The sequence below is a fragment of the Photobacterium phosphoreum genome, assembly GCF_002954725.1.
Taxonomy (GTDB): domain Bacteria; phylum Pseudomonadota; class Gammaproteobacteria; order Enterobacterales; family Vibrionaceae; genus Photobacterium; species Photobacterium phosphoreum.
The window spans coordinates 818,720-842,486 of the sequence record NZ_MSCQ01000001.1; the positions used below are offsets into that span (position 1 = coordinate 818,720).

Sequence of the window (23,767 nt, forward strand, 5' to 3'; positions counted from 1 at the left end):
TCCATGGGTAAGTAAATAGTTATGTCTCTATTTATACCCTTAGTGATAGAAGTTTGACAAGAGAATGAAACAAAATTGTGAATATATATTTATATTTTCTATGCATTGTCATGATGACTATAGCCAATGGTATTAGATGCGTAATATTGCCTCATGAATACAGAGCTAAGCGATTGTAATTTGATTACGACCATTATTTTTTGAATAATAAAGTGCCTGATCTGCCGCTTTGTAAGCATCATTAAAATCTGTATTGGTGGTACTAATGCCACCGATAGACACTGTAATATCAAGATCTAATATAGGATATAAGGCAATAGCATCACATATTTGCTGTGCTTTTTTTGTGAGTTGATGACTCGTAATGTTGTTAAAAGAAAGCATAAATTCTTCTCCGCCCCAACGAATAGCAATATCATTTTTACGAATGCAATGATTAATACGTTTGGTTACGTCACGAATAACTTTATCACCCATTTCGTGGCCATAGGTATCATTGACTTTTTTGAAATGATCGATGTCAATAATCAATAAATTAAAGTCATGCTGATTGAGCAGTTTGTTTTCATAGTAATCACGGCGATAAAAATGAGTCATTTGGTCATAACGCAAAATGAAATTTTTATTGATGATGAGTTTCTTAAGTGATAGATATAAAAACATGAATAAAAGAGACGGTAAAAAGGTGATTTTAAAAAGGGTATAAAAATTAATACCCAAATGAATAGGATCAACTTCTGAACAAGGCAATAATTCACTTTTTTGATAAAGATTATTATTTCCCATACTAATAATCGTCATTTTGTTACGATTGAATGTATCTAATATATTTTTGAATATTGAGTTATTAAGGTCAATCGCTAATAAAGCATCTAATTTTTTATTGTTATATATCGGATAATAAACAGTACGAATAATCGCATTGGTTCCTTGCTCTTCATATATATCTGTTAACTTTATATTACAGCCATAAAAGGATTGATAAGTATCCTTTAGACCTTCGTTTTTAACAATCGAGTTAAGTACGATATGGTCATATATTTTCAAATAAACAGATCTAAGAGGATCAAAATGTGAATAGTGTGATGATGTTTCAAAAACAGCAATTGTCCAAATATGATTGTCAGTCAATTTATCTATTTGAGAACGTAATTTATTGATGCCTTTAGATAAGATCTTTGCTTCTACAGGAGAATTTACGATAACTGATACGTTATTAAATATATATTGTCCTTTTGTTAGATTGACTGTTCCTGTGTTATTATAAAAGGAACCAAATCGACGAGCACCAGAGTAAATACCTTCTAATGTTGTTACATATTGTTTTTGTAATTTATTAATATTAAAAATATTATACATGAGATATAAACTAGAACAGATTATAAAAAATACTGTAAAAAGCTTTAATTGGAGAACGTTTTTTTTAAAAAATCCATTTACAGTTATAATCATTATTATCCATGATATTAGGCTGTTGAAGATGACATTTTATATGTTCATACGACATGTTAAAATGAAAAATACTTATCGTGTCAATAAGTATTTTTTATCTACATCATTTAATTCTTTTTAGGAATTAAATGATGTTTTATCAATGGAAAAATAACTCTAACAGAGTGATTATATAACTATTTATTAGACTATAGTGTACTGATTTCTACCATTGCTTTTTGAGAAATAGAGAGCCTTGTCAGCAACTTTATATACATCATTAAAATGCGTATTAGTTGCAGTAGTACCACCAATTGAAACAGTAATATCAAGCTCTAATATAGGACTTGATGCTATTGATACACATATTTTTTCTGCTTTAATATATAATTGTTCATTAGTCATATCTTTAAAGGTAATGATAAATTCTTCGCCTCCCCAGCGAACCGCTATATCTTCAGAACGGATACAGTTATTAATTCGTTTTGATACGTGGCGAATAACGGCATCACCAATTTCATGACCATGGATATCATTTACTTTTTTAAAATGGTCAATATCAATGATTAATAAATTGAAATCATGTTGTTTCAACCATTTTTTTTCATAGTAATCTCGACGATAAAAGTTAGTCATTTGATCACGTTGAATATGATATCGTTTTTTAATAAGGTAGGTTTTAAAGTAGCCATATATTATAGTTAATAAGAGTGCAGGAAAAAATACGATCTTAACAATGGATAATAAGTTAATACCAATATTGATAGGATTTAATTGTGAGCAAGGGAGTAATTCTTCTATTTTATAAAAGTTATTTTTATTATTCATATTAATCATAGTGAAATGACTATTATTGTATTTCTGTAACGTTTCAGAAAAACATTTACTTTTTATATCAATTGCTAATAACGCATCAAGATGTCTATTATTATAAATAGGGTAGTAAAGCGTTCTAATTTGAATATGTGAGCCATTTTCGGTATAGCTTTCAGTTAGCTTTAAATTACATCCATAAAAAGATTGATAAGTATTTATTAATCCTTCACGTTCTACTATACGATACATAACTGAATTTTCACCGTATTTATCAAATTGGTTAAGATATTCAGGTCTAATTGGATCAAAGTGAGCATAGTTGGCTGGATTTTCAAATACGGCAATTGTCCAAATATTATTATTAGTGATTGAGTTTAATTCTGAACGTAATTTATCGATACCTTCTGAGAGTATTTTTACGTTACCTGCTGTATTAACAATTAATGAAACATTATTTGTTTTATAGTGATTTTCAAGTTTATATTCCTCTAGGGCGTTATTGTGATATGATCCAAATCGACGAACATAAGAATATATATTTTGCACTTTCGTAAGGTATTTATTATGGAAATTTTCAATATGATAAATATTGTAAATTAAATAGAGGCTAGATAAAATACAAAAAAACAAAGTAAAATATTTAATCGCTGCAATAAATTGTTTGCTGAATTGATAATGTTTTGTTTTCATGTTTACACTTTATTCTATAAATAAAAATTATATTATTATGGTGAATGATTTAGGAGAATTTAAGCTATTTTTTAAATTAAATCAATATTTATAAATTCTATATAGTTATTGATGTATGAATAGGTGTTAGCCATTTTATAATATACAGGCATAAAGGCCACCCGGAGGTAGCCTTTATGCCTGCTAAATATATTTAGAAGTTAGCAGAGCGTGGAGTACGTGGGAATGGAATAACGTCACGTACGTTGCCCATGCCAGTCACGTAAGACACTAAACGCTCAAAGCCAAGACCGAAGCCAGCGTGAGGAACAGTGCCGTAACGACGTAAATCACGGTACCAGCCCATATCTTCAGGGTTGATGCCCATAGCAATCATACGTGCATCAAGAACGTCTAAGCGCTCTTCACGTTGTGCACCACCGATGATTTCACCAATACCTGGTGCAAGAACATCCATAGCTGCAACAGTTTTACCGTCATCGTTTAGACGCATGTAGAAAGCTTTGATGTCTTTCGGGTAGTTCTTAACGATAACAGGTGCTTTAAAGTGTTCTTCAGCAAGGTAACGCTCGTGCTCAGAAGACATATCAATGCCCCACTCAACATCGAATTCAAATTTCTTACCAGAATCGATAAGAATTTGGATTGCATCAGTGTAATCAACTTGTGCAAAGTCTGCGTTAACAAATTGCTCAAGACGAGTGATTGCCTCTTTATCAATGCGTGAAGCAAAGAATTCAAGATCATCACGACGTTCTGCAAGAACAGCAGCGAAAACGTATTTAAGCATGTCTTCAGCCAGTTTTGCTACATCATTGAGATCAGCAAAAGCAACTTCAGGTTCAACCATCCAGAATTCAGCTAGGTGGCGGCTAGTGTTTGAGTTTTCAGCGCGGAATGTTGGACCGAACGTGTAAACTTTGCTTAATGCACAAGCATAAGTTTCAGCATTTAATTGGCCAGATACCGTTAGGAATGTTTCTTTGCCAAAGAAGTCTTTATCGTAATCAACGTTACCTTGGTCATCCAAAGGAAGGTTGTTTAGATCAAGTGTTGATACACGGAACATTTCACCAGCACCTTCACAATCAGACGATGTGATAAGCGGTGATGACGTCCAGAAGAAACCTTGCTCGTGGTAAAAACGGTGGATTGCTTGTGATAGGCAGTTACGAACACGTGCTACTGCACCAATAACGTTAGTGCGTGGGCGTAGGTGGGCAACTTCACGTAAATACTCAATTGAGTGACGTGTTTTAGCCATTGGGTAAGTGTTTGCATCTTCTACCCAACCAACAACTTTAACGGCTGTTGCTGCTAGCTCGAAATCTTGACCTTTAGCAGGAGAAGCAACAATAGTACCAGTAACTTCAACAGAGCAACCTGTTGTTAATTTAAGTACTTCTTCCTGATAATTATTTAACTCATTAGAGACCACGGCCTGAATCGGGTCGAAACAAGAGCCGTCATAAATGGCAAGGAAAGAAATTCCAGCTTTGGAATCACGACGTGAACGGATCCAGCCACGGACAGTGATTTCACTGTCAACTGCTAGCTTACCGCTTAATACGTCTGTTACAGGCGCGTAAGTCATGTTTAAGTCATTCTCCGTTTAGGCACTTCACTTTGGAATTAAAGTATTACGTGCTTAAAGATATCGTTATATAACTAATATTACCTTTCTTACGTCAAGCATCAAGCATTGATCTCATTAGATTGATAAATTGATGTGGGAAAGCGGTAATTTATACATAGGGTTGGTTAAGAAACGATCATTTTGGCAATGATAAGCTAAGTGAGCCTTATCATTATGTTGTTATTTGTTGAAGCTACGCTATGGATGAATAATAAAAGGGCATTAAGCAATCGCTAAATATTTATGGGTTTGAATTGATAAACGCCAATTACGCGCGATACAGGTTGAAATGCACAATTCAGTCGCTCGTGGTTTTTGACTAATTGGCTGCAAAGCTATCGTAACATCATTGCGTAGTGTTGCTGTGGCTAATAGAGCGTCTAATTGATCAATATCTTTACTGGTGCCTACCGGATGTTTGATTTCATTAGCGCGTGCTAACGCAGAGGTTAATACCGGTAACTTTGCTTTCATGTTAATTTTAGGTGATACCGTAACCCAGGTTTGTTCACTGGTTAAAATATCTGAAGTACCACTGGTTTCTATTTGGCAATTAAATCCAGCGGCTTCTAATGCAGCAGTCAATGGGCGTAAATCATAGATACAAGGTTCACCACCTGTGATGACAACATGTTTGGCAGTATAACCTTGATCTACTAATAGATTCACAACGCCATTAGCATCAAGCTGTGTCCAAAGTGGTGAGTCTTCTGTTTTTACCATGATACGTTCAACACTGACTAAATCTTCAGGTTCAGCTGTCCATGTTTGTTTAGTGTCACACCATGAACAACCCACAGGGCAGACTTGTAAACGAACAAAAATAGCAGGGACGCCGGTGAATACACCTTCACCTTGAATGGTTTCGAAGACTTCATTAATTTTGTACACGTGGAACCTCGTATTCCTTACCGTTGCTTTTGTCATAACAATGAGACATCGCAGTAGATGCTGCTTAGTCAAAGCACGAAAGAGATTAAATTTGCTAGTTGAAATTATACTCGACGAAATGTCGATTTATCATTATGTCAGAAGCGAAAGCGGAAGTCTTTAGGGATTCCTCGTGATGTCGGTCACGTCCTGAGTACAAGAGACTTCACAATTAGTTCGCAAAGTAAAAAAATTGAAACTGAATGATATTTATCACTGTTTTCCCCCTAGGAGTATCGACATGTACGTCGCTCAGCCAGGTCATATTGATCATATTAAAAGAAATAATGCCGGGAGCGTATATAAACTTATTGATCTGTACGGACCTATTTCGCGGATTGAATTATCTAAACGTAGTCAATTAGCACCTGCAAGTATCACCAAGATCACCCGTGAATTGATTGAAGCGCATTTAATAAAAGAAACGCAATATCAAGAATCGACTAGTCGAGGAAGACCTGCTATTGGGCTAGTTCTTGCAAATGAAGGCTGGCAGTTCTTATCGATTCGATTGGGGCGAGGTTATTTAACCATTGCATTACACTGCTTAAGTGGCGATATTTTAGTTGAAGAACGGCAAGAGATTAAACAATTACAGCAAGATGATGTGGTCGCTAAATTATTGACTGAAATTAATGTATTTTTTGCCAATCATGTCAGTGCGCTTGATCGTATTTCAGCGATTGCTGTTTCATTACCGGGATTGGTCAATGCTGATGACGGTGTGGTATTACAAATGCCGCATTACACCATAAAAGACCTGCCATTAAGCGATCTTATTCATCAGGCAACAGGTTTACCTGTTTTTATTGGCAATGATACCCGTTCATGGGCATTAGCTGAAAAGTTGTTTGGTAATTCACGCGGTATATCAAATTCTATTTTAGTGTCAGTACATCATGGTGTTGGCGCAGGGATTATTTTAGATGATACGGTGCTTCAAGGTCGGACCGGTAATATTGGTGAACTTGGGCATATTCAGATCAAGCCTTATGGTAAACGTTGTTTTTGCGGTAATCATGGTTGTTTAGAGACGGTAGCCAGTTTATCTGCGGTATTGGAGCAAACATTGACCCGTTTACAAGAAGGGCATATATCAACCTTAATGGCATCTGAACTGACTATTGAAGCTATTTGTGATGCTGCTGTTGCTGGTGACGCTCTTGCTCGTCAAATTATTGTTGATCTTGGGCATCACCTTGGACAAGCCATTGCGATTATGGTGAATTTGTTTAATCCACAACGGATTTTAATTGGCGGAGAATTAAATCGCGCTAAGTCGGTATTATATCCAGCGATCATGGAATGTATTATTGGTCAAACACTGCCTATTTATAATCGCGATTTAGAACTTAAAGAAAGTTGTTTTTACACTCAAGCAACTATGCCTGGTGCGGCTTTGGTCAAACAAGCACTGTATGATGGCCATTTGTTAATGAAACTGGTTGATGGTTAAAATTGCTCTTTAATTTCCATGTAGCTTTCTCGAATATGCTCAATCAGAGCCTGAATGCGTTTGGCGGGTTTTCGGGTATAAGGGTATACCGCATAGATACCGACAACTTTACCAGCATTGGCCGCTAATATTTCGATCAGTTTGCCTTGTTGTAATTCGTCATACACTAAACAAGTGGGTAAATAGGCAATGCCATTACCTGCTAATGCGACTTTCTTTAATGCAACGGCATTGTCAGATGAAAAATTGCCGCTGACTTTGTGGGTATAAATTTTATTTTGACGAATAAATTGCCAATCAAAAGGGCCTGAACTTTGTGGGTTATAGCCTAAGCAATTATGGCTATTTAATGCCTTGGGTGTTTCAGGTATACCATGTTGTTCAAGGTAGGCCGGTGATGCACAGATAACCCAACGTGAATTAAAAATATGGCGAGCAATTAAGCTAGAGTCTTCAAGGTAGCCAGTACGAATGACAAGATCATAGTTATCGGCAACCAGATCAACAAAATGATTATTAAGTGACATATCAACCGTTAGCCCAGGGTGCTTTTGACAAAAAGTCGATACTGCATTTGCCAATACAAGCTCTCCTGAAATGGTTGGCACTGACATACGAATTTTACCTGAGAGCGCTTCGCTATAACCCGTTACTGAATCAAAGGCGGTTTGTGCAATATTGTTGATGGTTTTAGCGCGGTGATAAAGCACTTCACCTGGTTCAGTAAGCGTGAGTTTACGAGTGGTACGATAAATAAGTTGGAGCCCTAAACTGGTTTCGAGCTTACTGATGCGTTTACTGACAACAGATTTTGTTATGCTATTTAGTTCAGCGACTTTGCTGAAAGATCCATGTTCAATAACTTGAGTAAAAAGAACAAGATCATCAATGGCTGGCATGTAAATATTCCAAAAGTTGGTGTTTTACGGAATTATACGCGAAAAAAAACGCAGTCCGATAACTGCGTTTTTTTCATATTCCCGTTTAAGTGCTTAACCACTAGCATCCTGCTAGTTTGTTTATCACTATTGGTGATAGGTAAAACTACATATCATCAATAATGATGTAGGTGGCAAAGACGGGCCCATGCACACCAACAACCTTGATCAGCTCGATATCTGCTGTCGAACTAGGACCTGAAATAAAGTTTACACATGATGGAATACGTTCACCATTCTGTGCTTTTTGATGTAATAACGCTGTCGCTTGCGTTAAACGAGGGACGATATTACTTTTAGGTACAATAAACACAGACGCTTCAGGGAGCAAACTGACGGCTCGACCTTGTGCTGCTTGGCTATAAAGTACCATTGTGCCTGATTCAGCTAACGCCTGTTCGGCAAATACTACGCCGACTTTAGCGCGTTCCGCAACCGCAATATTTGACTCGTAACCTGCGCTCTGATCCCAAATATATACACCGTGCTGTTTTTCAGTCAAATCTTTCGGGTTTACTATATCTAACAGACGATTATCTGCTGTAAAGATAGTTTCACCGATAGGATTTATGCCTTTACCATCATCAGTGCAATAATGGAAACATACATTACGTAGTGTCTCAGTAAGCTTATCTTTCGTCGTAACAATTGCTTGCGATGCTAATGTTGTTTTTGTGTAGTCAACTAAAATAGCTTTTAATTCATCAGGGGTTTTATTCGCAAAAACCTCTTTGTGACAGTTATATTTTAAGTTTGGACGTGCTACGGGTGCAGTAATACGTTCACGACCAAGCTGTTTGGCGATATTATCAAGGAAACTATCGCGGTTAAAAATGCGTTGCTCTGACATGCGGAAGCCCCTTATTTGTCATCTCTGTTTTTGAACCAGCTACGGAATGATTGACCTGTTGGTGCTGGTAAATCACGAGTTTGTGTCCATGCATTAAGTAAACCCACTTTAAAGGGTAGCTTGCCATCTTTAATCAGTTTTCCAGCCATAATTGCGCCGATTTTAACTGTTTTATCCCAAATAAAAGGGTGGGAATTAACAAAGTTAAAGCCTGTGATTGCAGCTCGTTCTGATGGTGCTGTGATTTTTTCTTCACCCATAATTTGGCGGTGTTTTAGTAATAAATCAGACAGTGGGATTTTTACTGGGCATACATCATGGCAAGCGCGGCATAAGCTACAAGCGTTAGGTAAGTCTTTAAAATCTTCATAACCACCAAGTAGTGGCGATAGCACTGCACCGATTGGACCTGAATAGATTGAACCGTAAGATTGACCACCAATATGACGGTAAGCTGGGCAAGTATTAACACAAGCTGCACAGCGAATACAACGTAGAATAGGACGGAATTCTGATCCTAAAATTTTTGAACGACCATTGTCGACAATAACTAAGTGGAACTCTTCAGGACCATCACAATTATCACCTTCACGTGGACCCGTTAGCGCGGTAACGTAACCGGTTAACGGTAGACCAACCGCACTACGACACAATAGGCTCGCAACAATATCGAACTCTTCAAAGGTAGGAACGATACGCTCCATGCCCATGACGGCGATATGTGTTTTTGGCAAGCTGGTGGCGAGGCGGGCGTTACCTTCGTTAGTCACTAGCGTTACGGTGCCAGATTCTGCAATCGCAAAGTTACAACCTGTAATACCGATTTCTGCTTCAAGGAAATCATGGCGAATATGCTCACGGACAAAACGGGTCATGGCTTCAGGATCAGATGAACCGTCATAACCGAGCTTTTCTTTGAACACTTCGCGGATTTGGGTGCGATTTTTGTGTAGTGCAGGCACAACAATGTGTGATGGCGCATCACAATCATCGACTTGTAAAATATATTCGCCTAAATCGGTTTCGATGATCTCGCAATTATTACGTTGAATCATCTGGTTCATGCCGATTTCTTCGGTCACCATTGATTTAGATTTTACGATTTTTTTGGCGTTCTTTTTCTTAACAATCGTTTCGATGTAATTAGTTGCATCTTCTGCTGTTGAGGCGAAGAAAACATGACCACCATTTTTTTCTACATTTTCACTAAGTTGTTGTAAGTAGTAGTCAAGGTTCTCAAGCACATGGTTACGAATATCCATGCCCATTTCACGCCATTCTTCCCAGTTACCAAGTTTTTCAGCAGCAACAGCGCGGCTCTTAAACATTCTTTCTTGTGCGTTGGCAACGGCGGCACGCATTGATTCGTCTTTCATTTTGAGATGAATACGATCTTTAAATTTAACGTTGCTGGTTTTCATTGACATAATAATGACCTCTTAGCGACTCATCAGCACATCAACAATGTGCATCACTTTAATAGGTTGGCCTTCACGGCTAATACGACCACCAATATTTAATAAACAACTAATATCAGCACCAATTAAGAAATCTGGTTTTACCGCGCTAATGTGTTGTACTTTTTCTGTTACCATTTCACCTGAAATTTCAGACATTTTGACGGAAAAAGTACCACCAAAACCACAACACGTTTCTTGATTGTCAATTGGTAATAATTCAAGACCTTCAACGTTATTTAGTAAGATAAGTGGTTCTTCGCGCACTCCTAATTTACGGATAAGACTGCAAGATGGGTGGTAAACCCCTTTACCTTTAAGACGAGCGCCAACGTTTTCTACACCTAATTGGCGGACTACAAATTGCGTTAGCTCAAATAAACGATCAGCCACTTTTTGTGCGCGTGCTGCCCACTCAGGTTCGTCCTCTAAATAATGCGGGTATTTTTTCACAGAAGCAGCACATGAGCCTGCAGGTGTCACAATCGGGTAATCATTGATTTCAAAGGCTTCGATCATGCTTTTCATTGCAGGTTTGCTTTTTTCGATATAGCCACTATTTAGTGCGGGTTGACCACAACAACCTTGGCGTTCAGGAAAAATCACTTCACATTCTAGCTGCTCAAGCAGTTGTACCGTTTTTTTAGCAACGTCTGCTTTTACGGTATCGCCAAGACAAGTGACAAAAAAGTTTACCTTCATTTTATTGCTCCAGTGGCGTAAAGGCGCCTGAGATATTGACGTTATACTGTTGGTTTACGCCTGCTACACAGCAGCGCGTAAACCTATTTTTGTAGCGATTAAAGAAAAAGACTCACGATAGCGACAATTACACCATATAAAATCATAGGTATAACGGTTCGTTTAATGATATAGCCTTCTTTATTGGCAATACCAAGTATTGCTGATACTGCGATAATGTTATTAATGCACACCATATTACCCATCGCACCACCAACCGATTGCAAGGCAAGAATGATGGTTTCAGGTAACCCAACGGTATGGGCAATACTTTGTTGAATTGCACCAAACGTTAGGTTAGATACAGTTGCTGAGCCTGAGAAAAAGGCCCCTAAAGCACCAAGATAAGCGGCACAGTATTGCCAATTTTTCCCTAATAAATGTGCAAAGGCATTACCCGTTGTCATGATCGGTGAGTGATCACCACCAATCATCATAAATTTCACCATAATTAACGCACCAACAAGGGCGATAAAAGGGGTTTTTATACGTGATGCTGTATCACTAAATACTGTTACCACTTGGTGTCGGTTCATTTTTAGAAAAGGAATCGACACTAAAACAACGAGGAAAAATGGGATTAATGCAGGAACATAAAGTGTTTTGTATGCCCAAGCAGTATCAGTACCTAAAATATTATTTATATGAATAATTAACGCTTGGCTAATATGTAAGTCAGCAATTCCTAAGTGAAAATTCCACATCGGTGTCGCATCATTTAGCATCCCTTTAAGGCCTAATTGTTTAATACGGGTCACAATCAGAATAACAATCAGTAATAAGGTTGGCGCCATTGCCTTAAATACACATCCGAATGCTAAAGGAATAGCAACATTTTCGGTGGCAGTGGTTTCGATTTTTTCTAACCCAATGTTATAACGAGCAAAAAGTATTGATAGCGTTAAGCCAATCGCCCCACCAATAAGGGCGGGGAACTCATAGTTCCATTGTGCTAGCCAAACATAAGGCAGCGTACATGACCAAATACTTAACTGAATAAAAATAATATTACGGCGAATTTGTTGCCAACTAACAATAAATTTCAGCGCAATAACCGGAATGATAATCGCTGCTACAGTGTGCATGATGGCGGATAATCCCCCAACGTGCAGCAGCTCAGTATTCGACAGCCCTAAGTTACCTAAACCAAACCATGTGGGTGTACCTACAGCACCAAAAGAGACCGGGACGGAGTTCATGACTAACGCTAACATAGCGACTCGTAATGGATTAAAACCTAACCCAACTAAAATAGGGGCTGCTATTGCTGCGGGCGTACCAAAACCTGAAGCGCCTTCTATCATAAAAGCAAACGCCCAACCGATGATCATTAATTGCCCAATACGGTTTTTACTAATGCCTTCTAACCATTGTCTAATAACATCTTCACAGCCTGAAACTAAGAGGGTACGATTTAATAAAATCGCACCAGCAATAATAGAAATGGGTGTAATTGCTGATAAAGTGCCAGAAATAATATTAGCCGTTAATAAACGTCCATCAGTGCCAAAATGGACTAATTGTAATATACCCACAATTAACGCTGTTAAAGGTAATGCAATATGTGACGGTAACGCATTCTTTTTTGTCATCATCCAAATTAATAATAATATTGGAATGATCGATATCGCTAAATTGAGCATATATTTCCCCTACCTGAGTCGTCTTATTCCATGTTTAAATCGACGAGTATTGTTTTTATTTATTATTACTATGTGAATAGTATTTTTTGTACTGATTATCTCAGTGGGGAGATTATTGTAGGCAGGAAAAAGAAACTTTCTATCTATTTTTTTTTAGTATTTATCATACTTATTAATTAAATGTGACATGAATAAGTATGTAACTTTTAGTGTTTTTTTGAAATTATATATTTAATCAAGGTGTTATAATGGCTTGGTGTCAGCATGGTTAATGGGATTAGAGCAGTTTCGGAAACAATGTATTTGCATACGTAAGCTAATATTTTAGGTGTTTATTATAATGAATATAAGCATCACTCCCCGCTAAAGATAATGATTATCACTACAGTGATTATTTAAGCGTGTATATTCAAATGAATACGACTAATAATGCATTTAATATGGTTAATTGAAATATAATAAACATTATTTGGTAATCTGAAAATAGATTAATTGACTTAAATAATAATATATTACTATTATTTAAGGATTGAATGTTATTTTCTATTTAAAAAAATAAATAATTATTCATAATTTAAACGCGATTTATGTGTGATTGTATGATGTGATGGTAGAAAAATGAGACCTATTTTAAGTTAGTATTATTATTGATTACAGTATGCAAGAAAGATAAAGCGGCACTGCAGTCGTTACGACTCATAAACCATTGTTTTTGATTAACCTCTAACGGTAGAATTTCGAGCCAGCGTTGACATACCCACGTAATATCATCAAATTTTGGCTCAGGATAATAATGCGCATGATCAGGATGCTGCTGGAACAGTTGTTTTAAGTTGTCTGAAATATTTTGATCGAGAAAATTAATATTCTTGCTATGCCAGTTTGGAACTGGCGAAGTATCACCAATGTGAAGGGCGTCATTGTCTTGCCAATGGTTATTAATCAAGAACATCTCAACGCCCTTAATAGTAATACTCATAAAGCCATCGGGTAGGGGATCAAAATCAGTAATAATGGCGCGAGTACCAAAATGGCATAGAGTATCATCGATTTTCATGCATAACCCAAAGCCATGATGATTGGTCGTAGCGAGTTTAACTAATCGAATATAACGCTGTTCGTAAATACGTAATTTGCAGATACCATTGGGTAATAAGTAAATATCAAGCGGGAATAGAGGTAATTGCATAATGATAACCCTAGCTCAGTGCTTTAACATAAGTAAATGGCCGCTCGAGATATCATTATTATTATGTTGGTCGGGCACCTTTAATCAGTATAAGCAGACTTAAATAGAACAATGTCTGCTTTATGATACTAAGGGGAAATAAAAGGCTGTTTAGTCGAACAGTATTATGTATTTAATGCCTGATATATTGCTTGGGTCAAACATGATAGCTGAGCAGACGTAATAATATAAGGCGGCATAATATAAATTAATCGACCAAAAGGACGGATCCATACGCCAGCATTAACAAAGGCCTGTTGTATTTCCATCATATTGACCGCTTGATGTAATTCAACTACCCCGATGGCACCTAACCAGCGCACTTGTTTTACTTTTTCGAGTGTTGCAATGATCGGTAGTTCATAGGCGAATTGTTTTTCAATATTTTCAACCTGTTGCTGCCATTGGTTTTTTTCTAATATGGCAAGATTAGCATTAGCAACGGCACAGGCAAGAGGATTACCCATAAATGTTGGTCCATGCATAAAGCATCCGGCTTCACCACTGCATACGGTATCGGCAATATGTTTATGGGTGATAACTGCGGATAATGTCATATAGCCTCCCGTTAATGCTTTGCCGACACACATAATATCAGGACTAATATTGGCATGCTCACACGCAAAAAGTTTGCCTGTACGCCCAAACCCGGTTGCTATTTCATCGGCAATTAATAACACCCCATAATGATCACATAATTCGCGCACTCGGCATAAATAGGTGGGATGATATAGACGCATCCCTCCAGCACCTTGCACGATAGGTTCTAAAATAACTGCCGCAACTTCTCGATGGTGTTGCGCTAATTTATTTGAAAAATCAGCAATATCATCTTCATTCCATTCCTCCCAGAAACCACACTGGGGTGAATCGGTAAAAATATGTTCAGGTAAAAACCCTTTATAAATACTGTGCATGGAGTTATCGGGATCGGTAACGGACATCGCGGCAAAGGTATCACCATGATAGCCATGACGAAGTGTTAAAAACTTAGCTCGAGGTTCATCTTTTGCATGCCAGTATTGCAATGCCATTTTTAAGGCAACTTCAACGGCAACGGATCCTGAATCCGCAAGAAAAACGGTGTCTAACCCTTGCGGTGTTATTGCCACTAATTTTTTACAGAGCTCGACTGCTGGTTGGTGAGTAATCCCTCCAAACATGACATGCGACATTTTATCTAACTGTGTTTTTGCAGCAGTGGTTAGTTGTGGGTGGTTATAACCGTGAATCGCGGACCACCATGAAGACATACCATCAATTAATTGGGTACCATCTTCAAGAGTAAGGTATACACCACAGGCCTCAGTGACAGGGTAACAAGGAAGTGGCGTTATGGTTGACGTGTATGGATGCCAAATATGATGCTGGTCAAAGGTAATATCAATAGCGTTCTCTTTTTGCACACTAGTAAACCTATTTTATTATTCAAGGTTGACAGTCTACGTACTATTAGTAGACTAGCCAACAATTAAAAGACGGGTAAATGTCTGATCGGTTGTTTTACATACAATGTGTTGTGAGTGTAATTGTGGCTCTACATCGCTATTACACACGATTGCAATGTATTGATTATTGGATAATAAATAATAAAAAGAGGGTAGCTTTGTGGATATTCGTTGTAATTGGACTGTTGAGGAAGTACAGGCTTTATTTAACAAACCGTTTATGGATTTAGTGTTTGAAGCTCAGCAAATCCATCGTCAATTTCATCACCCCAATCAAGTGCAAGTCAGCACCTTATTATCGATTAAAACAGGTGCTTGTCCTGAGGATTGTAAGTATTGCCCTCAAAGTGCGCATTACCGTACTGATATAGATAAAGAACGCTTACTGGAAGTTGACCGTGTTCTTGAGGCAGCGATAAAAGCGAAGCAATCTGGCGCTACCCGTTTTTGTATGGGGGCTGCATGGAAAAACCCTAAAGATCGAGATATGCCTTATTTACTTGATATGGTGCAAGGCGTTAAGAAACTAGGGCTAGAAACGTGTATGACATTGGGTATGATCACCACCGATCAGGCGACTACGTTAGCGGCTGCTGGATTGGATTATTACAACCATAATCTTGATACTTCTCCTGAATACTACGGCAATATTATTACCACGCGGACTTATCAAGACCGTTTAGATACGTTAGCGCATGTGCGTGATGCGGGCATGAAAATTTGTTCTGGCGGTATTATTGGTATGGGCGAAAGTGAGCGAGATCGTGCTGGATTGCTGGTGGAATTAGCGAATTTACCCGTTCATCCTGAAAGTGTACCTATCAATATGTTAGTCAAAGTGAAAGGGACACCACTTGAAAATGCTGAAGATGTCGATCCGTTTGACTTTATTCGTATTATAGCGGTAGCACGAATCATTATGCCGCAATCAGCAGTAAGGCTTTCTGCGGGTCGCGAAGATATGAATGACCAAATGCAAACACTGTGTTTTATGGCTGGGGCTAATTCTGTATTTTATGGTTGTAAGTTATTAACCACACCTAATCCCGCTGAAGATAAAGACATGCAATTATTTGCCAAACTGGGTATTAATAGCCAGCATCACACAGCAAAACCTGATGATGTTCAAGCCCAAGAATTATTTGGCCAAGTTGCAGAACGCGTTGCCGCACGTCCAACAAAAGATGACATGTTTTATGATGCCTCTCTTTAATCAACGTCATCAACAAGCCCTTGCCCAACGTCAGGATCAGGGGCTTTATCGGCAGTTACAGTGTGTTGATATTCATTCGCAAGGGTTAAACTTTGCCAGTAATGATTATCTTGGTTTAGCACAAGATCCTGAAATAATAACAGCTTGGCAGCAAGGGCTAACTCAATACGGTGCAGGAAGTAGTGCTTCACCATTAGTCACCGGATTTCAACCACCACATGCCGACTTAGAACAACAATTAACGGAATGGTTGGGTTACCAACGAGCATTGTTATTTAACAGTGGCTTTAGTGCTAATCAAGCGGTGTTATTTGCGTTATTACAAGCGCAAGATCATTTGTATCAAGACAAGCTTAATCATGCCTCTTTAATTGAAGCGGGAATGTTATCGCCTGCAAAAATGAAGCGTTTTGCTCATAACGATATGGCAGCGTTACAACAACAGCTTTCAAAGATAAAGGTGGGAGTAGATACTGCATCTTTAGTGGTAACGGAAGGTGTTTTTAGTATGGATGGCGATTGTGCCCCGCTGGCATCATTACGACAAATAACGGATCTACATCAAAGTTGGTTGATGGTTGATGATGCGCATGGTTGCGGTGTATTAGGCGATACAGGGCAAGGGAGTTGTCATCTAGCAGGTATAAAAGCTGATATATTAGTGATAACTTTTGGTAAAGCTTTTGGTATACAAGGCGCTGCAGTATTGTGTAGTCAAGAGACTGCTGAATATTTAGTACAATTTGCTCGTCATTATATTTATTCTACCGCGATGCCTCCCGCCCAAGCAGTTGCATTAGGTCGTGCTTGTTCATTGATTCAAACTCAATCTTGGCGACGAGAAAAATTACAGTCATTGGCTGGAAATTTAGATCATCATCTTGATAGCAGTATTGATCTTATGCCGACGATCACCCCAATTAAACCGATCATTATTGGTGATAGTAGCCAAACCATGATGATCGCAGATCAATTACAGCAGCGAAGTATTAGAGTCGGAGCCATTCGTCCACCGACAGTACCTCGCCACAGTGCACGCTTACGGATTACACTTACGGCAAATCATAATGAAACCGATATTCATCAGTTAGCCATTGCTATTAATGAGGTTGTTAATGAGGCCGTCGATGTTGGATAAATTAAATAAACCTGCATTATCAATTGATCAATTAAACAAACAAGCCATTGCGAATGCGTTTGGACGAGCAGCACAGGATTATGATAAATCAGCTGAATTTCAACGACAAGTTGGACGGCAATTGTTATCTTTAATGCCAACACTATCTTCGGTTACACCAATGCTAAAAGTGATTGATCTTGGTTGTGGAACGGGGTATTTCAGTGCAATGTTACATCAACAGGGCTTTGATGTTACTGCGGCGGATCTCTCTGCTGAAATGTTATTACAAGCTCAACAACGCTGTGGATCTGATTGTCAGTATTTACAAACGGATGCTGAAAATATCGTGGTGACTGATAATAGTTATGATGTTGCGTTCAGTAATCTGGCTTTACAGTGGTGTGATGATTTAAGCGTGCCATTACGCGAGTTACAACGGGTAGTTAAACCTGACGGTGTGATTTTATTTACCACATTAGTTGAGGGTTCATTGAATGAGCTTAAACAAGCTTGGGCACAGGTTGATGAAAAACAGCATGTTAATACGTTTAAGTCACAAGATGTTATTACCACTGAGATTATACAATCAGGCTTAATGATTGAGGTGTTAGAATGCCAACCTATAACGGTTTATTACCCAACCGCCATGAAACTAATGAAAGATCTAAAAGGTATTGGTGCGACGCATCTGCAACAGCAGCGGCAATCAGGGTTACTTGGACGACAGACATTCATCGAATTAGAGCACGCTTATGATGAGTTTCGATTAGATAATGGATTATTACCAGCAACTTACCAAGTATGTTTTGGAGTATTAAAAAATGCATAATGCCTATTTTGTTGCGGGTACTGATACTGATGTCGGGAAAACTGTTTGTAGTTGTGCGATTTTACATGCGGCGCAACAAGCAGGTATTGCGATGGTGGGTTATAAGCCAATTGCATCAGGTAGTGATAACACCTCGCAAGGACTGCGTAATAGTGATGCTTTATTACTGCAACAAGCATCATCTGTTAGCGTGACATATGATGAAGTTAATCCCTATGCTTTTTATCGCCCCGTTTCTCCACATATTGCGGCAGCTGAAGAACATAAAACGATTGAATTTAGTGTGTTATCTCAAGGATTAGCCGATCTTAAAGCTAAATCTGAATGTGTACTTATTGAAGGTGCTGGTGGTTGGCGAGTTCCTGTCAATAATAGTGATTACCTTTCATCGTGGGTAAAACAAGAACAACTACCGGTTATTTTAGTGGTGGGGGTTAAACTTGGGTGTTTAAATCACGCATTATTAACGGCTGAGGCAATTCAAGCTGATGGGTTAACGATTGTGGGGTGGATCGCCAACCAAGTTCAGTCTACTACGGATAATTATACCGTAATGATAACGTGGTTAGAGCAACACTTGCCGGGTAAAAAAATAGCTGAAATCCCTTATTGTCCAATAAATAAACGTGACTTTTTAGCTGACTATATTGATTTAACAGTATTAAACTAAAAGTAGGATAGCAAAGACAATAAAAGGCACGCAATGTGCCTTTTATTTTAATAGAGATGTGCGAACTAATTAGTTGAATTAAGCCCAATTAGTACTTCTTGTGTTTCTGTTAGCGGTGCTGGATTACCTGCTAGATCAAGGCCAAGCTCTTTGTACGCTTCATCAATTGACATACCAAGATGGCAACGCAATATATCTATAGCAACTTGATAGCTTTCATTATTAGTCATGAACCCTCCCTGTGTACTCATGTCTTTGTGTGCATTGTTTCATAACAATGCGTAAACAATAATAGAGTTATGTGATGAAAGCAATAAGACTAAAGTCTAATCAGCATTTATTTTGATAAAAAGATGCTATTTTGAGGTTGTGTTGTGCCTGTTTTGTTTGTTTATTGTTGTTTAAGTGGTCGTTTATTTTGTGGGCGTGCGCCGAAAGATTGCCAGATATGAGCCTGATAAGAATTAGTAACAATTTAACTCTTTAATTTACAGCCATATTATTTGAATATAGTGAGTAATAATAGTCTGAGTGTAGTCATAAGGCACTAGAATACAGTCTATAAAAGTATAAACCAGATTGGTAATGTCCTTTCAATTGGAGAAGATAATAGATATGAAACGTATCGCGTTGTTTTTAGCAACGAACCTTGCCGTAATGTTAGTGTTTAGTATTGTACTTAACATTGTGTATGCGGTAACAGGAATGAAACCAGGCAGCCTTTCTGGATTATTAGTCATGGCGGCTTTGTTTGGTTTCGGTGGATCATTAGTGTCTTTAATGATGTCAAAGTCGATGGCTTTACGTTCAGTGGGTGGTGTTGTCATTGATAGCCCACGTAATGAAACTGAACATTGGTTGATTAATACTGTTGCTCGTCAAGCTGAACAAGCAGGTATTGGTATGCCAACGGTTGCTATTTATGACGCACCTGATATTAATGCGTTTGCAACAGGGGCTAAGCGTGATGATGCATTAGTCGCTGTATCTACAGGTTTACTACATAGCATGACTCGAGATGAGGCAGAAGCGGTATTAGCACACGAAATTAGTCATGTTGCGAATGGCGATATGGTAACCATGACGTTAATGCAAGGTGTGGTAAATACATTCGTGATATTTGTTTCTCGTCTAGTTGCTGGCGCTATTAGTGGCGTCAATAATAACAGTGAAGAAGGGGAAGGTGGCGGTAGCTACATGACTTACTTTATTGTTTCTTCGATTATGGAAGTCTTGTTTGGCTTCTTAGCAAGTATTCTGACGATGTGGTATAGCCGTCATCGTGAGTTTTATGCTGATGCAGGCTCAGCAAAGCTGGTTGGTCGTGATAAAATGATTGCCGCACTTGAGCGTTTGAAAGTGAGTCATGAACCGCATTTAGAAGGTTCGATGATGGCATTTGGTATTAATGGTAAGAAATCATTATCAGAGTTATTTATGACTCACCCACCACTCGATAAACGTATTGATGCATTACGCCGTGGTGAGTACGTAAAGTAATTATTTAATCTACTAAACGTACTACAATAAGCCCTCTGCTAAAGTACTTTCTCGTTGAAAGTATAGCAGGGGGCTTTTTTTGTTTTGGTCTATTTATTTAAGAGTGCTTTTTCTTGATTTTCTACATACCAAAAACCAAGTAGTGAAACACCCCAAAATTGAAATAAGTACTGCACATCAGAGGTTCCTGCTAGCGTTTGGCTAAAGCACATTGCTGATGTCACAAATAAAGAGGCAAGAATACCTGCTTTTAACCATAGTTTTGGCTTGCCTGGTATAAATTCCATTTTTAAGAATGAAATTACCAATAAGATAAAAGGTAATACTTGTAACAACATTAAAAAAGGAAATAAGTAGTCAAAAAATGGGACTAACAGAAAATCAGTAACGGTTTTTTTCGCCCAGTTGCCAGCAATGTATTCTTTCCAACCTGCCCAGCTGTCACCCGCATAGGTGCCAAAGAAAACGCCATAAAATTTGTCTACGACACCGTTAGAAAACCAAAAAGGAGCAAAGAGTAAATAAAATGGTAAAAATTTTATAGTATTAATTATATTATTTAATTTCATTATGGTTATAGATCTTTATATGATTATCAATTTAAGGTATGAGCTTACATTTATGAGAGATATACTAGTATCATCAATAATGATAAATGCATTGTTTACTGTTTAAATAGCATAAACACACTCGATACTGATTATAGGATGAATCTATCCTTATAATTGCGCGCAAGTATAAGAGTATAATAAAAGGTTAAAATAAGTAAAAATGGAATATTACTTTAACAAAATAGGTAGTGTTGTTTTCTGTTTAAATATAATTTTTTAAATCATGAATTAAAAAATCACTTTCAATTATTTTATCTCAAGATAACGTGCGTTTTTTAAACAATGCTTGTTGTTTTTTTAAATATAATTTTAGACTTGATTTTTGATACTAGATATAACAATAACTTTTATATCACTGGTTGTTATCGGTTTGTATTTATATATCTAAAATCAAAATTAATTAAGCCTGATTTAATCTGAAAATCAGAAAACTTGAGCAAAGAGTGATTAGTGTTAAGCGCAGTGTTTTTTTAGTATTTTATATTGATAATTATTCTAATATGTTGTTTGCAATGTTTTTTTTGAGTGTAATAAAAAGTCTTTTTATTTTATTTTAATTTAATATTTTAATTTAATGGCTGTTTTTTAACTAATATCATATTCTTAGGTTTGATTTACGAAGTATCTTACAGCGTTAGCTATATCTATATAAGAGCTTATTATTGTGTTTATTATGCCGTAGTAAGAGAATGTCTTTTATAAGGCATTATATTTGTATAGTTAATGTTTTATAATGTGTGGCTTTCTTCTTTAGTGATAGAAAGTTATTACGGATTGCTATTTTGATATCTGAAAGTTAATCCCTTATAGGTACGAGTGTTGCTATAAAGTGAGAGAATGAAAAGTCTAGTAATCGTCTCATTTTTTTATGTAATGTATAAAAAGTACAGATTACCTAGCATAATATTAATGGGGATATCTATTCGGTAATATTGCTGAATCCCCAGGTTTATTCGACATTAAAACCATATTAAATATGAATGATTAATATGGAATGAATAAACTATAGGTATTAATCATCGTAATCAATAATTAGTCTATTAATTATCACTTCATGCTACTGTTGAACATTTTTCAGGTAGAGGGTGTATTGCGGTAGTTTATTTTAACAACATATGTGAATTTATAATGGATTTAACAAAGAAAATTTTAATAGCAGCATTTATCTCATCGACGTTAGGTGGGTGTGCTGTACCCGGTTCAAACCTAACACTTGCTGGTAAGCATGTTATCAAAGTTGCCGATGGTGACAGTACTAACATATCAGACCGTGTTAATGTTTATCCTCTTACTGCCAATACAGTGAATCAGTATCGTATTCCCAAAGTGAAAGCTGAGCAAAATCCTCGTTTGGAAGCTGAGCTAGCAAATTATGAATATCATATTGGCCCTGGTGATATTTTAAACGTTACTATTTGGGATCACCCTGAATTAACCATTCCTGCTGGTGCATACCGTAGTGCAAGTGAAGCGGGTAACTGGGTGCATGCTGATGGTACAATTTTCTATCCATACATAGGCAAAGTCTATGTAGAAGGAAAAACTGTTTCTCAAGTACGTCAGATTATCTCTCGCCGATTATCTGCTTATATTGAAAATCCACAAGTAGATGTTAACGTAGCCTCTTTCCGATCTCAAAAAGCATATGTTACTGGTGAAGTTAAAACGCCAGGCCAACAACCTATTAGCAATGTGCCTCTTACATTACTTGATGCGATAGATAAGTCAGGCGGTTTAGCAGCGGATGCCGATTGGCGTAATGTAACATTAACGCGTAATGGTAAAGATCAGAAGATTTCATTATATGCCTTAATGCAACGTGGTGATTTACTTCAGAATCGTTTATTGGAAAATGGCGATATCATTCATGTACCACGTAACGATGATCAAAAAGTATTCGTTATGGGTGAAGTTAATGAGCCTAAACTACTTAAGATTGACCGCGCAGGCATGAGCTTAACAGAAGCACTAAGCAGTGTTGGTGGTATTAATGAGCTTGAAGCTGATGCGACTGGTGTCTTCGTTATTCGTTCAACACGAAATGACGTTAAGAAAAATCCAAACGATAAGATAATTGCTAATGTTTACCAATTAAACATTAAAGATGCGACAGCGTTGGTTATTGGTACCGAGTTTGAACTACAGCCATATGATATTGTTTATGTGACTGCTGCACCGATTGCACGTTGGAATCGTGTTATCCGTCAGGTTGTTCCAACCATTAACGGCTTTAATAATTTATCTGAAGGTTTTAATTACTACACGAACCTTAAATAATTAAGTTTAAAGTGAAGTGGTATAATTAGTAACGTTCAACAGGGGATGCTTAAATAGCATCCCCTTTTTTATCTCTGTATTTTGTGATGCGTACCGAAAGTTGATTGATGTAAGAAATTACAGTGGGGAGTCAAAAGACCACTGCATCTTATCGTCTGATGTTACATCATCGGCGTCAGTATAATTATGCCTAAAATGCCACTAATAAGCTAACACCCGTTGGAATCAGCCATAATGATTTATCCGTTTTATGTTTCATATACTCTTCTTCCTATCCATGTCT

20 protein-coding genes are annotated in these 23,767 nt (G+C 37.4%); 7 read left to right on the forward strand and 13 right to left on the reverse strand.

Going from position 1 to position 23,767, the window contains the following annotated elements; translation table 11 throughout:
- Positions 1-165 precede the first annotated feature (165 nt).
- The 4 genes from BTO21_RS03590 to queE form a co-directional block, all read right to left on the reverse strand.
- On the reverse strand, positions 166-1,452 hold the full coding sequence (locus tag BTO21_RS03590) for a GGDEF domain-containing protein (RefSeq protein ID WP_105026686.1): 1,287 nt from the start codon (positions 1,450-1,452) through the stop codon (positions 166-168).
- A gap of 183 nt (positions 1,453-1,635) precedes the next feature.
- Positions 1,636-2,937, reverse strand: a complete 1,302-nt coding sequence (locus BTO21_RS03595) for a GGDEF domain-containing protein (protein WP_105026687.1) — start codon at positions 2,935-2,937, stop codon at positions 1,636-1,638.
- A 193-nt stretch (positions 2,938-3,130) separates the two neighbouring features.
- A complete protein-coding gene (gene asnS / locus BTO21_RS03600) occupies positions 3,131-4,531 on the reverse strand; it encodes an asparagine--tRNA ligase (RefSeq protein ID WP_045026477.1) in 1,401 nt (466 codons plus the stop codon).
- A gap of 264 nt (positions 4,532-4,795) precedes the next feature.
- Positions 4,796-5,464, reverse strand: coding sequence for a 7-carboxy-7-deazaguanine synthase QueE (queE, locus tag BTO21_RS03605; protein ID WP_045026476.1), 669 nt, complete (start codon positions 5,462-5,464; stop codon positions 4,796-4,798).
- A 280-nt stretch (positions 5,465-5,744) separates the two neighbouring features.
- On the opposite strand from queE, the gene mlc reads away from it, so the two are divergent.
- Positions 5,745-6,959 (forward strand): sugar metabolism global transcriptional regulator Mlc, encoded by a 1,215-nt coding sequence (gene mlc, locus BTO21_RS03610; protein WP_045026475.1) that lies wholly within the window; start codon positions 5,745-5,747, stop codon positions 6,957-6,959.
- On the opposite strand, the gene BTO21_RS03615 is transcribed toward mlc, so the two are convergent.
- The 7 genes from BTO21_RS03615 to bioA all read right to left on the reverse strand — a co-directional run bounded on the left by BTO21_RS03615 (position 6,956) and on the right by bioA (position 15,222).
- The gene (locus BTO21_RS03615) at positions 6,956-7,858 is read right to left on the reverse strand and encodes a LysR family transcriptional regulator (protein ID WP_045026474.1); all 903 of its coding nucleotides are present in this window, start codon (positions 7,856-7,858) and stop codon (positions 6,956-6,958) included. The genes mlc and BTO21_RS03615 overlap by 4 nt on opposite strands.
- A gap of 145 nt (positions 7,859-8,003) precedes the next feature.
- Positions 8,004-8,747 (reverse strand): LutC/YkgG family protein, encoded by a 744-nt coding sequence (locus tag BTO21_RS03620; protein ID WP_045026473.1) that lies wholly within the window; start codon positions 8,745-8,747, stop codon positions 8,004-8,006.
- Positions 8,748-8,758: 11 nt separating this feature from the next.
- The gene (locus BTO21_RS03625; RefSeq protein ID WP_045026472.1) at positions 8,759-10,174 is read right to left on the reverse strand and encodes a LutB/LldF family L-lactate oxidation iron-sulfur protein; all 1,416 of its coding nucleotides are present in this window, start codon (positions 10,172-10,174) and stop codon (positions 8,759-8,761) included.
- Positions 10,175-10,186: 12 nt separating this feature from the next.
- Entirely contained in the window at positions 10,187-10,906 is a 720-nt protein-coding gene (locus BTO21_RS03630) for a (Fe-S)-binding protein (RefSeq protein WP_065192797.1), read from the reverse strand.
- A 98-nt stretch (positions 10,907-11,004) separates the two neighbouring features.
- Entirely contained in the window at positions 11,005-12,588 is a 1,584-nt protein-coding gene (locus BTO21_RS03635; RefSeq protein ID WP_045026469.1) for an L-lactate permease, read from the reverse strand.
- A gap of 625 nt (positions 12,589-13,213) precedes the next feature.
- On the reverse strand, positions 13,214-13,777 hold the full coding sequence (locus BTO21_RS03640; protein ID WP_045026468.1) for an LON peptidase substrate-binding domain-containing protein: 564 nt from the start codon (positions 13,775-13,777) through the stop codon (positions 13,214-13,216).
- Between the two features lie 164 nt (positions 13,778-13,941).
- Positions 13,942-15,222: an adenosylmethionine--8-amino-7-oxononanoate transaminase gene (gene bioA / locus BTO21_RS03645; RefSeq protein WP_045026467.1), complete on the reverse strand. Its 1,281-nt coding sequence runs from the start codon at positions 15,220-15,222 to the stop codon at positions 13,942-13,944.
- A 202-nt stretch (positions 15,223-15,424) separates the two neighbouring features.
- On the opposite strand from bioA, the gene bioB reads away from it, so the two are divergent.
- Genes bioB through bioD form a run of 4 tightly spaced genes read left to right on the forward strand, consistent with a single transcriptional unit; the run spans position 15,425 to position 19,096 of the window.
- Positions 15,425-16,477 carry a biotin synthase BioB gene (bioB, locus tag BTO21_RS03650; protein WP_045026466.1) on the forward strand — a complete coding sequence of 351 codons (1,053 nt, stop codon included), beginning with the start codon at positions 15,425-15,427 and terminating at the stop codon, positions 16,475-16,477.
- Positions 16,464-17,615, forward strand: a complete 1,152-nt coding sequence (gene bioF / locus BTO21_RS03655; RefSeq protein ID WP_045026848.1) for an 8-amino-7-oxononanoate synthase — start codon at positions 16,464-16,466, stop codon at positions 17,613-17,615. Before bioB ends, bioF begins: the two co-directional genes overlap by 14 nt.
- A complete protein-coding gene (gene bioC, locus BTO21_RS03660; RefSeq protein ID WP_045026465.1) occupies positions 17,605-18,426 on the forward strand; it encodes a malonyl-ACP O-methyltransferase BioC in 822 nt (273 codons plus the stop codon). The genes bioF and bioC overlap by 11 nt, the downstream gene beginning before the upstream one ends.
- The gene (gene bioD, locus BTO21_RS03665) at positions 18,419-19,096 is read left to right on the forward strand and encodes a dethiobiotin synthase (protein WP_045026464.1); all 678 of its coding nucleotides are present in this window, start codon (positions 18,419-18,421) and stop codon (positions 19,094-19,096) included. Before bioC ends, bioD begins: the two co-directional genes overlap by 8 nt.
- A 65-nt stretch (positions 19,097-19,161) precedes the next feature.
- Here bioD and BTO21_RS20030 read toward each other — a convergent pair whose 3' ends face one another.
- Positions 19,162-19,326, reverse strand: coding sequence for a hypothetical protein (locus BTO21_RS20030; RefSeq protein ID WP_045026463.1), 165 nt, complete (start codon positions 19,324-19,326; stop codon positions 19,162-19,164).
- A 385-nt stretch (positions 19,327-19,711) separates the two neighbouring features.
- Between BTO21_RS20030 and htpX the strand changes: the two genes are divergently transcribed.
- Positions 19,712-20,596 carry a protease HtpX gene (gene htpX / locus BTO21_RS03670; protein WP_045026462.1) on the forward strand — a complete coding sequence of 295 codons (885 nt, stop codon included), beginning with the start codon at positions 19,712-19,714 and terminating at the stop codon, positions 20,594-20,596.
- A gap of 89 nt (positions 20,597-20,685) precedes the next feature.
- On the opposite strand, the gene BTO21_RS03675 is transcribed toward htpX, so the two are convergent.
- A complete protein-coding gene (locus BTO21_RS03675) occupies positions 20,686-21,165 on the reverse strand; it encodes a hypothetical protein (protein WP_105026688.1) in 480 nt (159 codons plus the stop codon).
- Between the two features lie 1,170 nt (positions 21,166-22,335).
- Between BTO21_RS03675 and BTO21_RS03680 the strand changes: the two genes are divergently transcribed.
- Positions 22,336-23,484 carry a polysaccharide export protein gene (locus BTO21_RS03680; RefSeq protein WP_045026459.1) on the forward strand — a complete coding sequence of 383 codons (1,149 nt, stop codon included), beginning with the start codon at positions 22,336-22,338 and terminating at the stop codon, positions 23,482-23,484.
- Positions 23,485-23,767: the final 283 nt, after the last annotated feature.

What these genes read in the sequence shown, in the direction of transcription:
- BTO21_RS03615 (WP_045026474.1), bottom strand. Translation starts at nt 7,858, where the DNA reads ATGCCAGCCATTGATGATCTTGTTCTTTTTACTCAAGTTATTGAACAT.
- asnS (WP_045026477.1), bottom strand. Translation starts at nt 4,531, where the DNA reads ATGACTTACGCGCCTGTAACAGACGTATTAAGCGGTAAGCTAGCAGTT.
- BTO21_RS03680 (WP_045026459.1), top strand. Translation starts at nt 22,336, where the DNA reads ATGGATTTAACAAAGAAAATTTTAATAGCAGCATTTATCTCATCGACG.
- bioC (WP_045026465.1), top strand. Translation starts at nt 17,605, where the DNA reads ATGTTGGATAAATTAAATAAACCTGCATTATCAATTGATCAATTAAAC.
- BTO21_RS03630 (WP_065192797.1), bottom strand. Translation starts at nt 10,906, where the DNA reads ATGAAGGTAAACTTTTTTGTCACTTGTCTTGGCGATACCGTAAAAGCA.
- BTO21_RS03625 (WP_045026472.1), bottom strand. Translation starts at nt 10,174, where the DNA reads ATGTCAATGAAAACCAGCAACGTTAAATTTAAAGATCGTATTCATCTC.
- BTO21_RS20030 (WP_045026463.1), bottom strand. Translation starts at nt 19,326, where the DNA reads ATGACTAATAATGAAAGCTATCAAGTTGCTATAGATATATTGCGTTGC.
- mlc (WP_045026475.1), top strand. Translation starts at nt 5,745, where the DNA reads ATGTACGTCGCTCAGCCAGGTCATATTGATCATATTAAAAGAAATAAT.
- BTO21_RS03595 (WP_105026687.1), bottom strand. Translation starts at nt 2,937, where the DNA reads ATGAAAACAAAACATTATCAATTCAGCAAACAATTTATTGCAGCGATT.
- BTO21_RS03635 (WP_045026469.1), bottom strand. Translation starts at nt 12,588, where the DNA reads ATGCTCAATTTAGCGATATCGATCATTCCAATATTATTATTAATTTGG.
- BTO21_RS03590 (WP_105026686.1), bottom strand. Translation starts at nt 1,452, where the DNA reads ATGATTATAACTGTAAATGGATTTTTTAAAAAAAACGTTCTCCAATTA.
- bioF (WP_045026848.1), top strand. Translation starts at nt 16,464, where the DNA reads ATGCCTCTCTTTAATCAACGTCATCAACAAGCCCTTGCCCAACGTCAG.
- BTO21_RS03620 (WP_045026473.1), bottom strand. Translation starts at nt 8,747, where the DNA reads ATGTCAGAGCAACGCATTTTTAACCGCGATAGTTTCCTTGATAATATC.
- htpX (WP_045026462.1), top strand. Translation starts at nt 19,712, where the DNA reads ATGAAACGTATCGCGTTGTTTTTAGCAACGAACCTTGCCGTAATGTTA.
- BTO21_RS03675 (WP_105026688.1), bottom strand. Translation starts at nt 21,165, where the DNA reads ATGAAATTAAATAATATAATTAATACTATAAAATTTTTACCATTTTAT.
- BTO21_RS03640 (WP_045026468.1), bottom strand. Translation starts at nt 13,777, where the DNA reads ATGCAATTACCTCTATTCCCGCTTGATATTTACTTATTACCCAATGGT.
- bioD (WP_045026464.1), top strand. Translation starts at nt 18,419, where the DNA reads ATGCATAATGCCTATTTTGTTGCGGGTACTGATACTGATGTCGGGAAA.